At 48.8% G+C, this 9,365-nt stretch carries 9 protein-coding genes and 1 pseudogene; 4 read left to right on the forward strand and 6 right to left on the reverse strand.

Going from position 1 to position 9,365, the window contains the following annotated elements; genetic code table 11:
- Nucleotides 1–604: 604 nt before the first annotated feature.
- The 6 genes from GHO41_RS27450 to GHO41_RS27470 form a co-directional block, all read right to left on the reverse strand.
- On the reverse strand, nt 605–991 hold the full coding sequence (locus GHO41_RS27450) for a hypothetical protein (RefSeq protein WP_153435172.1): 387 nt from the start codon (nt 989–991) through the stop codon (nt 605–607).
- A 1-nt stretch (nt 992) separates the two neighbouring features.
- Nucleotides 993–1,403: a hypothetical protein gene (locus tag GHO41_RS27455; protein ID WP_153435173.1), complete on the reverse strand. Its 411-nt coding sequence runs from the start codon at nt 1,401–1,403 to the stop codon at nt 993–995.
- Between the two features lie 200 nt (nt 1,404–1,603).
- On the reverse strand, nt 1,604–1,765 hold the full coding sequence (locus tag GHO41_RS29920) for a hypothetical protein (protein ID WP_178126598.1): 162 nt from the start codon (nt 1,763–1,765) through the stop codon (nt 1,604–1,606).
- A 37-nt stretch (nt 1,766–1,802) separates the two neighbouring features.
- Entirely contained in the window at nt 1,803–2,336 is a 534-nt protein-coding gene (locus GHO41_RS27460; protein WP_153435174.1) for an N-acetyltransferase, read from the reverse strand.
- A 495-nt stretch (nt 2,337–2,831) separates the two neighbouring features.
- Nucleotides 2,832–3,539: a hypothetical protein gene (locus tag GHO41_RS27465; RefSeq protein ID WP_153435175.1), complete on the reverse strand. Its 708-nt coding sequence runs from the start codon at nt 3,537–3,539 to the stop codon at nt 2,832–2,834.
- 162 nt (nt 3,540–3,701) lie between these two features.
- Nucleotides 3,702–3,968 (reverse strand): hypothetical protein, encoded by a 267-nt coding sequence (locus GHO41_RS27470; protein WP_153435176.1) that lies wholly within the window; start codon nt 3,966–3,968, stop codon nt 3,702–3,704.
- Nucleotides 3,969–4,149: 181 nt separating this feature from the next.
- Here GHO41_RS27470 and GHO41_RS27475 point away from each other — a divergent pair, with 181 nt between their 5' ends.
- The 4 genes and pseudogenes from GHO41_RS27475 to GHO41_RS27490 form a co-directional block, all read left to right on the forward strand.
- The gene (locus GHO41_RS27475) at nt 4,150–5,424 is read left to right on the forward strand and encodes a site-specific integrase (protein ID WP_153379777.1); all 1,275 of its coding nucleotides are present in this window, start codon (nt 4,150–4,152) and stop codon (nt 5,422–5,424) included.
- A gap of 101 nt (nt 5,425–5,525) precedes the next feature.
- Nucleotides 5,526–7,094, forward strand: coding sequence for a hypothetical protein (locus GHO41_RS27480; protein WP_153379775.1), 1,569 nt, complete (start codon nt 5,526–5,528; stop codon nt 7,092–7,094).
- Between the two features lie 3 nt (nt 7,095–7,097).
- Nucleotides 7,098–9,113 (forward strand): hypothetical protein, encoded by a 2,016-nt coding sequence (locus GHO41_RS27485; protein ID WP_153379773.1) that lies wholly within the window; start codon nt 7,098–7,100, stop codon nt 9,111–9,113.
- Nucleotides 9,107–9,307, forward strand: a pseudogene (locus GHO41_RS27490) (hypothetical protein); the annotation flags it as partial. The gene GHO41_RS27485 and the pseudogene GHO41_RS27490, both read left to right, overlap by 7 nt.
- Nucleotides 9,308–9,365 lie beyond the last annotated feature (58 nt).

Below are 9,365 nucleotides of genomic sequence, written 5' to 3' on the forward strand. Positions count from 1 at the left end.
TGGTGTCCACGTATTTTTGAACTGACACCATCGCCCTTATAGTTGGGATCGGGTAGATGACTTCGCCGGACGGATACGGGCAGATGCCCGATTTGGTTGATGAACCTAGTTTCCCCGGCGATCAGCTGTGTCATCGGGCGAAGCCAAAATAATTCGCGGTTATTCAACGTGGGGAGGCGGAGCCCCCTAATCTGAGGTGGATGACTCTGCGGGGTTGAGAGAATCGACAATGCCGATACTTGGGAGGGGAGGCCAGCTCCCGGATGATTGCGGTTTTTCTACCGAGACCACCCCGATGAACCTCACTTGCTGACCTGAACGCTGGCCTTCATTAGAGTTGCGAACTCTGAAATTGGAACTACACGACCTGTTGCCGTTTCTGTGATTACTTCACCACTGCCTATGCACCCATTGGTGGAATGCAGTCCTCCAGTGCCACTGCCCCCACAGTTAGTGCAGTTGTTCCCGTTGTCTCTGACACCGTAGCCCGCACAGCGCCGGCATTCATTGAACGTGTACTCAGTCATCATTCCGTACCTGATTAAGCAGAGACATAGATTACTGCCCCTGGCACTACCCCCGCGACTCTACCCTGTGCGCTTTGTCACTCCAAAGAACTGGAAGCCACAGCTGATCGTGAGGCTTGATCGCGAAGCCATTGAGTAATCCGTTGCTGTTCCGCAGCGGTGGCTCGGTGCAAAAAGGTCAGAACATCTTCAATTCCAGCAATCAATGCGTCCTGCTTGGATGCGGCAAACTTGTTCCACTTCGGTAATGCCTTAGCACTTTGACCCGAGCCGTTTTTTGAGTTGAGGTTCGACTGCCACATCCAGCGGGTCTCATGGGGCACCAACTCGATGGAAACAAGGGGAAGCTCGACCGTTTCACCATGAGCCCACTTATGTGGCCGCATCAGCTGCAATGTCTCTGGGCCTGCAATCAGTGGGGGCTCTGTTGGGAACATGCTTAGTTGAATCTCACCCAGCACCATTTCAAGCAACCTCGGGCTTGGCAATGGGGCGGATAATGGTGGTGGAATGCAGGCCCAGTTTCCCTTTTCGAAGCGCTTGGCCATGGTGCTCTGCTAGCTGCTGCTCGCTCCATTCGACCATGCCATCAAGTTGAATTTCTTCGATTGCCGCCACGCATCCACCAACGCCGCTTCCTGACACAAAGGTCGCCTCTTGAGGGAGGCAATACCGCAGCTTGATATGCCGCATCCCAACGGGTAGCGATGCGGCTACTTCGGCATCCCACTCAGCGAATAGCTCGGCAAGCAGTTCGTTCTCTACGGGCTTTTCCACCACCTCGCATAGAAAGCTGTTCAGTCGATATTTGCGGCCCTGGTGGACGAAGAGCATCCCAGCAACGAGGGGGAGGTGGGGAGTGAGGGTGTGCTGCATGTGTCGGCTCCAATTGGTGAGGCTCCATAGTGAACCTTACTCAACGGTTTCATCAGGCAGGCACTGCAAGTCGTCGATAGCCGTATTAGGAAGTGAGCGGAACTCTGTGGTGAAAAGGTTCATCTAGGAGAAAACGCATCGTCTTGGCCAAATAGCAGGCACAAAAAAGCCGCCCTAGGGCGGCGTTTTTTCATTACCAATCAGCCAGCCATTCGGCCCACTGGCTCCATTGCCCGCCCTTTGGTGGCAGCAATGTCGAGCATGCGACCTTGACGATCACTACGGCTGGAGAGCAACTGGCGCGCTTCTGCTTGGATGCGGATCGCCATTGGGTTGTTTGATTCTTGCTTGATCTGCTTCATAGACACCTCGTGTGTCATGACATTTGGATGAATAGTATTACTGCTCGATGGCCATGACAAGGCGCTTCGTCGCATCGTAATGAAAGCCTAATTCCTGGTACCACAAAACTGCGCCAGCAGCGGGGTCTTCAATTTCGATTTCTACGCATCCCAGCAGCGCAGCATAGTTGCCTATGGCTAGAAGTACCAGCGGGGCTACGAACCCTCTGAGAGGGTGGCTCTTGTCTGGTTTTCCTTCCAGTAGAATCACCTTAATGCAAAGCTTGCTCTGCTTTGGGGTGGCGTAAGCCATGCCGCACAATTCGACCCCAAACCAAAGGGATATGTCGATCCCCTTGTAGTCGTCAGCCTTCCAAAAGCGCACATCCTCCCATGGGAAAAGAGAAGCCTCATCGCCCCAAAGGTGTGATTCTTTGATGGCCTCTTCAGTGATGGTTTCAAACCGAATTTGTGAAACATCAATACCTGCGGTAATCAAGGACTGTCGGCCCCGCACCGTTTCGGCTGCGCTTTTCAGCGACTCCGAGCGATAGATTTGGTATTTGAGGGGGTTGCCGCGACCTCTGCTCATTACGTCTCGCCAGCTCTAGAAGTGATGACGTTGATGATAACGTCCAGTTGGCGGTGGCTACACCGCTTCGGAAAATCAGTAGGCGGCATTGCGCTTGTGTTCCTGTCCTAAAGGTCGATTTTTGCCCCTAGGCGGAGGTCAGCTCAATCAGTTTCCCATCATGAATGGCGAACCGGGCTAGACGGGCACCCCCGCCAGATGTTCGCATTATCACCCAGGGCTCAGCACCGGGGCACTCTGTAACTTTGCCCTTAGTCTGCATCGCCAGATATTTAGCGCGCTTGGTTAGGGCATCTGCAAAGCGTCCCCGACCAACTTCAATGCGAAAGTTCTCAAACGCGTAACCCCTGCCACTGATAAGAATGTCAGTGCCGTGGGCTTCCACATAGGCCTCTAGTTGGGTGGATTCATCAGTGTCTGGTTTGGTCGGTGAAGCCATCAGATGTTGTCCAGTTGGTGTGGGAGTTAGAGGTGGGGCGTTTCTCCCCATGACGCTCACCAAAAGATGCGGTGCATTATCACTTCCCCCTCGAACACCATTCGTCCGTGTTTGTCGAAGTGCTCATCACCGACTGGGGTTTCGGATTTATCGCTACGCTTATAGACAACCAGTTGGCCCTCGGAGCTGAGCGTTATCAGCAGAATTTCAGAGTGCTTTTTTGAATTACCGTAAATGCCACTCGGAGATTCAAAGTTGAGCGCGTGTAGCAAGTCTTGCGGCGTAAGTGGCTTAACTAATGGCAGCTCTACGACTTCGCAATTGAGCAGAGTGGAAAGAAACCCAACCCGTAGTGTGACGTGCGAAAGCTCGATGTGTGCACCGAATCCGTCATCCCACCCGTTATCGGAGATTTTTTCTACATTCTCCCAGTTGAATTCATCAACCGACTTGCCGTAACCCCAATGCAGAATGTCATCAGCGGTCACTTCAAGTCCGTCTTCTGCATTGCGAGGGTCATAGGTGTACACCTCAACAAAGCCTGTTATCGGCGTTTTGGCCACAAGTCCGTTTCGCGAATTCCCGCCCAACTTTTTGTGAATGAACTGGAAAACGGTGCGCCAGCAAAGTTTAGAGTCAGCCGTTTCCCAGGCTGGTATCCGAATACAATAATTTTTGATTTCACTGTCGATAATTTGAGCTTCAACACCCTCAGCCGCCAACAATGCGATGCAATTTTTTACGAGTTCGAGTTCGGTTTTCATAGAATTGCCTTCGCTTTTGATGGGCCTATCATCCGGCCAAGTGAGCCGTGTCATCGGTCGCCGCCCATCATGTCTTCAACTTTCAGAATGGGGTCTGGGAGTATTGATACTTGAGCACTTGGGGAATGGTGCGGTTCTCAGCGAACCGCACCTTTGCTCTTTTTAGTAGTTCCAGCTGCGGTGCATTATGGTTCGGCCATCAAGCACAACCCCGCCCATATCGTTGATGTTGGCGTGGGTGATCGGGGTCTGGGAATCGTCGCTCTGCTTGTGCAAAACCAGCGTACCTGCGGGTGATAGCCGAAGCTTCCAGCGGTCTGTATGGTCACCACTTTCACAGTACAGATCACCGTTACTGATCACCTTTTGGATTAACTCAGCCTCTGAAAATGGCTTGACTGGTTGTAGCTCGACCAGCTTGTAGTGCATCAGGATGAGCAGGTTAGCAACGCGTCTTGAAAGCAAGCCAAAGCCATGTGGAATGTCCCAACCTTCCCACCATGCAGAGTCACAGGTTAATAGAGGGTATGGACAGCGCACACTGTGTTGGTCACGCTATGGACACCTAGGGTGACGAGCATCCTCCTGGCGGAGGAGAGAGAGTGTGTCGATGGCGCGGCAGGAATATATCAATTACGTACCAGCATACGCGTCTGTCAGCACAGAAAGCGTGGCTTGGGAAACGCTAAAACATCAACGACCTATCGAATCATTACCGCAGTTATTTTGGGCCGATGGCTCACCGTGGCGCGAAGCAAACTTATGGCTTATGTTACAAGGTACAACAGTTCAAAAAGATATTCAGACACTAAAATCAAAGTCCTCCGCAATTCACGGCTATATGAAATGGCTGGAGACTACGGGCACAGACTGGCGGGATTTTCCAGCTCGGGAAAGTGAAAGATGCTTGGTAAAGTTCCGGGGCTATTTGGTAAGAGCCCGAAAAGCTGGTGATCTTGCGCCTTCCACTTCTTCGCAACGCATGCGTGTGGTCATTCAGTTTTATCGCTGGCTACGTGCTAACGGTGTTCTAACTCCAGAGTGGCCCATGTGGCGAGAAAGCTTTGTAAACATAAACTACAGTAATGCCTATGGTCTAGAGCGAACGATTACTGTTAATACTACCAGCCTATCTATACCAAATCGGCCATCTGTAGGCGACAAGTTGGAAGGCGGCCTATATCCAGTATCAGAGGCAGACAGGGCAAAAATCATCGATGTGGCGAAGGTATATTGTACGCATGAGTTTTGGTTGATGCTGATGTGCGGGTTCTTCACCGGCATGAGGGTTCAAACGTTGACGGGGCTCAAGGTGTCCACATTGCTTAACGCTGTGGCGGACCCTGCTTCCACCAATCTGTATCGACTGGCTGTAGGGCCTGGTGCAAATCCGCCAGTCCCTACAAAAGGAGGGGTCACTGGACAAATCTTAATTCCGCAGATCCTCCTAGAAAGTTTATTAACCTATTGCTATGACCCGGAGAGATTGAAACGCGAGGCAAGGGCGTCCGTAGAAAACAGGGACTTGGTCTTTTTGACAAAGAACGGAAATCCTTTCGGCGAGCGCAACAAGGATAGATCACCATCGTTAAATACAGCAATGTCCTCCTTTCGAAAGATAGGAATAAAAGTTGGAGTAAGTGCGCTATATAAATTTAAGTTTCACCAAACTCGTTGCACTTTCGCAACTGAACTCGCTAGATTGGCAATTAAAGCGGGTGGCTCGATTCACGCGCTTGCTATCGTAAAAGATGCGATGCTGCATGCTGATGAAAAAACAACAATAAAGTACATAAAATTCGTGGAAAAATCTCCTATAAAAGCCTTCATCGCAAACGAATTTACGCAAGCATTTTTTAATGCTGCTAGCAAAGAGTCTGTTTGATCATGCAGGATCTCACGATAAGAGAAAACGTTGAATATGGGCGCCTAGAAACACCGTGGAGTCTAAATTCATTGCTTTACGAAGGATTGAGTTGCCTTTCCATGAAAGAAGCTACCCGATTTATTTCGAATAATGCACTTCCCCGCCCAGAACAGGCACGACTCTCACTAGCTACGTTGTTCTACGAAACGCTAACAGCAGACTTGGTGGCCGGAAAAAGTCAACACACAGTCAAATCTGCCATTCAAAAAATTAGGGCCTTTTACGCCTGGGGCGACAAAAATAATCAGGCAATGACGATCAAAAATGTTGAAATGGCATTTATCAACTGGTGCAATTGGACACTTGACGAATCACGCGCTGGGACAAAAAAACTGCACAGCGCATTTGGCAGAGTGGGTGGAGTTGGCAGCGTTATAGATAGGGCGCTAAATCGTAAAAAAAAGATAATCTCTCTAACGCGTGTTCGCATTGGACGAAGAAGCAAAGATTGGAGTCGTAGTAGTGACAAGCTAAACTTCAGTGATCTGTTTGTATTCGGAAGCGCCCTGCTTGACATTTGTACTTCTCTGGACGACAAGACGGTGTTTGGTGCATTGCCAGCAGCTTTGAACTTTCGCTCGGGGCAGACAATAGAACTGTGGAGCGGGTTGGTCCCTCCTGAAAAATTAAAAAACACAAACAACACTAAGGTAAGTGAACCGCGAGAAAGATATATAGCCGAAAAAACCTGGAGAACGAGATATCCGTTGATGAATTTGAGAATCGAAGCCGAGATCCTGATATTCATCGCACAAACTCAAATTAACTTCACACAGGCGATGTCTTTACAAACTGGAAAGTTTACATATCAGAGCTTTAGTGGGGGCTACCATGTAAATCGGATTCACAAAGACCGAAGAGGTGGCGAAACCGAATTCGACATATTCAGCGAGTATCGGGAACACTTTGACCGATATCTAAAATGGCGTGATGCATTATTTCCTGAAGATGAGCTTTTGTTTCCAATAAGATCACACTTTAGAAGGGCGCCAGGTTCGAGTTACGATTTCCAATCGGTCAAAAGGATTATGTCAATCTTAGATATCAAGGTTGTATTGCCCAGAGCGCTGAGACTCTCGAAAGTCAATTGGCTGTTGAGAAAGACTAATGATCCTATTCTAACATCTGAGATGGCTCAGCATACTGAACTTACGTTGCTAACCTCTTATGATCGCCCTAATCATCAGACCGCCCTCGCGGAAATAAGCAGATACCATCAGAAGACCGATCCAGCTTTTGCAGCCCCAGGACCTGTAGTTTGCGTCAAACCTGAACCACAGGCCGCTGAGGCATTATCGAAAGAGGCCCCAAAGCCCGACTGTACTAATCCTGCAGGGTGTCTATTTTGTATTCATCAAAGAGACATCGCAGATTTTGATCACATTTGGTCCCTCATGAGCTATCGGCACTTGAAGTCGTTGGAGCTTGCAACTCAACGGCCCAACGCTTTAACAAAAGAAGATCATCCGGCATTTCTGGCTGTAGATGCGATTACAAAAAAATTCGACGCCTTCAAGAATGATGAGCAATTTTTGCCGTGGCTTGCAGAATCGACAACCCGTATTGAAGAAGGTAGCTATCATCCTAAGTGGGATGGGTTTGTCAAACTTGCGGAAATGAGATTATAGAGCATGGATTTTTCCGAACTACACTTCGCCCTAGGCATGGACGTGCATTTTGTTAGCCCAGAGTCTGAGAATTTCAAACCTAAAACTTGGCCCCCCACATCGGACTGCATTGTTGTAACGGACCATGCCGGTAAAGTCATAAGTAGATATGGTGATCCGATATGGGACTTGTCACCATGGGCCGAACGCCGGATGAATCTTAATTTTAGAATCATTTCAAATCTGAACACGGCCACATCAGACGCATGTGTTGACATGGCAAAACTTATATGCGCTTGGTGGTTGTGGGGTCCCAGATCAGTGAACACTGCTGGGACTCTGAATCGTAGGTTTACGCAGCTCATACCGTTGTTCAAACTTTGTGCCCGGAAAAATATTGAGGTCTCCGATCTATATCGCCATCCCGAAGTCGTTGATGAGCTTCATAGTGGATTTTCTTCATCGAGCGCACAAAGCGCTTTAATTCTTCTTCACGTACTATATGAATATCGGCACGCGTTCGGACATACCATCTTAGATAAGGAAGGGCTGCGTCGGCTCGCAAACAATATCAGTCGTCATGAGCGATCACAAACTGCCTATATTCCCCCAAGGATTTGGCTATACCAGGTCAACCGGCTGAAAGAATTCATAGATGACTATTTGGTCTGTGCTGACCGTGTTGCCGACTGCTACAACGAATGCATTTCTCTTTACATAGATAGGTTTGGATCACTAGACGCGATCTACGAAAGCGGAGAGCGTAACATAGACGAATTTTCGTTCTCTCGAAATTTCGAACCTTTTTCATACTATGCCGAAAAACATAATCTACTGGCTACGGTTATGAAGTGGACGCTTAAAGCAGGCGCCCCGAAAGAAAAATTAACTATCTTATCATTAAGCAGCTACATGACGCTTGCGTCCCGCGTCGGAATGGCATACTTATTAAACTTCTCATTAATGCGTGTGGATGAGGCTTGGAAGCTCAGAATTGGATGCCTAGATGTCGAGAATGATCCTCAATTTGGCGCCATCTACACACTCGGCGGTATTACAACAAAGACGATACAAGACTCGGACGCTCGCTGGGTTACTTCGCCATCAACACAGTCTGCTGTTACCGTACTTACACACGTAGCTACCTTAAAAATGAATACAGCACTGAAAAGATCCTCCATCTCTATTCCAAAGGATCTGATTGAAAAGCCGTGGCTTCATCTCCGACAATATGAACCTTGGGCTCCAGGCACATGGAGTGGAGAAAAGTTCCAAACGCGACCGGCATATCCGAGCTACCTCTCTCTTCTAAAATCCAATCCTGTGTTATTTGATCTTAAAGAACTGACTATAACTGAGCCTGATTTGGAGTATGCTCGATTGCTTACCCCATCACTGGGCGCTTCTTACAATGTCGGAAAGGTCTGGCCGCTTGGCTGGCACCAACTTCGCCGGACTGGCGCGGTTAACATGCAGGCTTCGGGACTGGTATCAGATCCATCAGTACAGTATCAGCTCAAGCATGCGACGCGCTCTATGAGCCTTTATTATGGCCGCGGTCATTCGAGAGTTAACCTCGACCCGGTTGCCTATGCAACGTACGTGAAGACCATGTACGAAGTGTTGAGCAAGGAAATAACAAGATTAATGACTCCGCGCTTCGTTAGCCCATATGGAGAGTCCAGGAAGCAGAACTTACTTAACATTGTTTCAACCAGCGATGCAAAAAAGCTCGCAAGTTCAGCTAGAAAGGGTTTAGTCAGTTGGAAAGAAACGCTTGCTGGTGGTTGCGTAAAGAGAGGGCACTGTTCGCTTGGAGGCGCTGACACACTCATTCATTGTGGTGGTGGGCATGGAAAAGGGCCATGCACCGAGGCACTGTTCGACAAGGAGCGCGTGCCAGAACTGATTGTTCTTCAATCAGTAATTGAAGAACGTATGGAACTTGCACCACTTGCATCTCCATACCATGAATCTCTCACCCTGCAACATAAAGCAGTGAGCAATATTTTGATTACTCTTGAAGAGGGTGCATTGTGAGTAAAGCAGAACAGGGTTTTAGAGAAGCATTTGAACGACTTAAAAAAGATCAACCAATTCGTGTGCCTCAAGGAACTCCTTTATCTCAAAATCTCGTTGCTAAGGAGGCAGGTAATGATCCTTCAGCACTCAAAAAGTCGCGTTTCCCTGATCTTGTTGCCGAGATTCAACACTGGGCGGCGGCAAAAACTGAGTGCAACACCTGACCTTTCCGGTACGGTGCTGCCCCTATGTCTTATTCCGAACTCAGCG

Origin of the sequence: Pseudomonas sp. FSL R10-0399, assembly GCF_009600165.1 — a bacterium.
Classification (GTDB): domain Bacteria; phylum Pseudomonadota; class Gammaproteobacteria; order Pseudomonadales; family Pseudomonadaceae; genus Aquipseudomonas; species Aquipseudomonas helleri.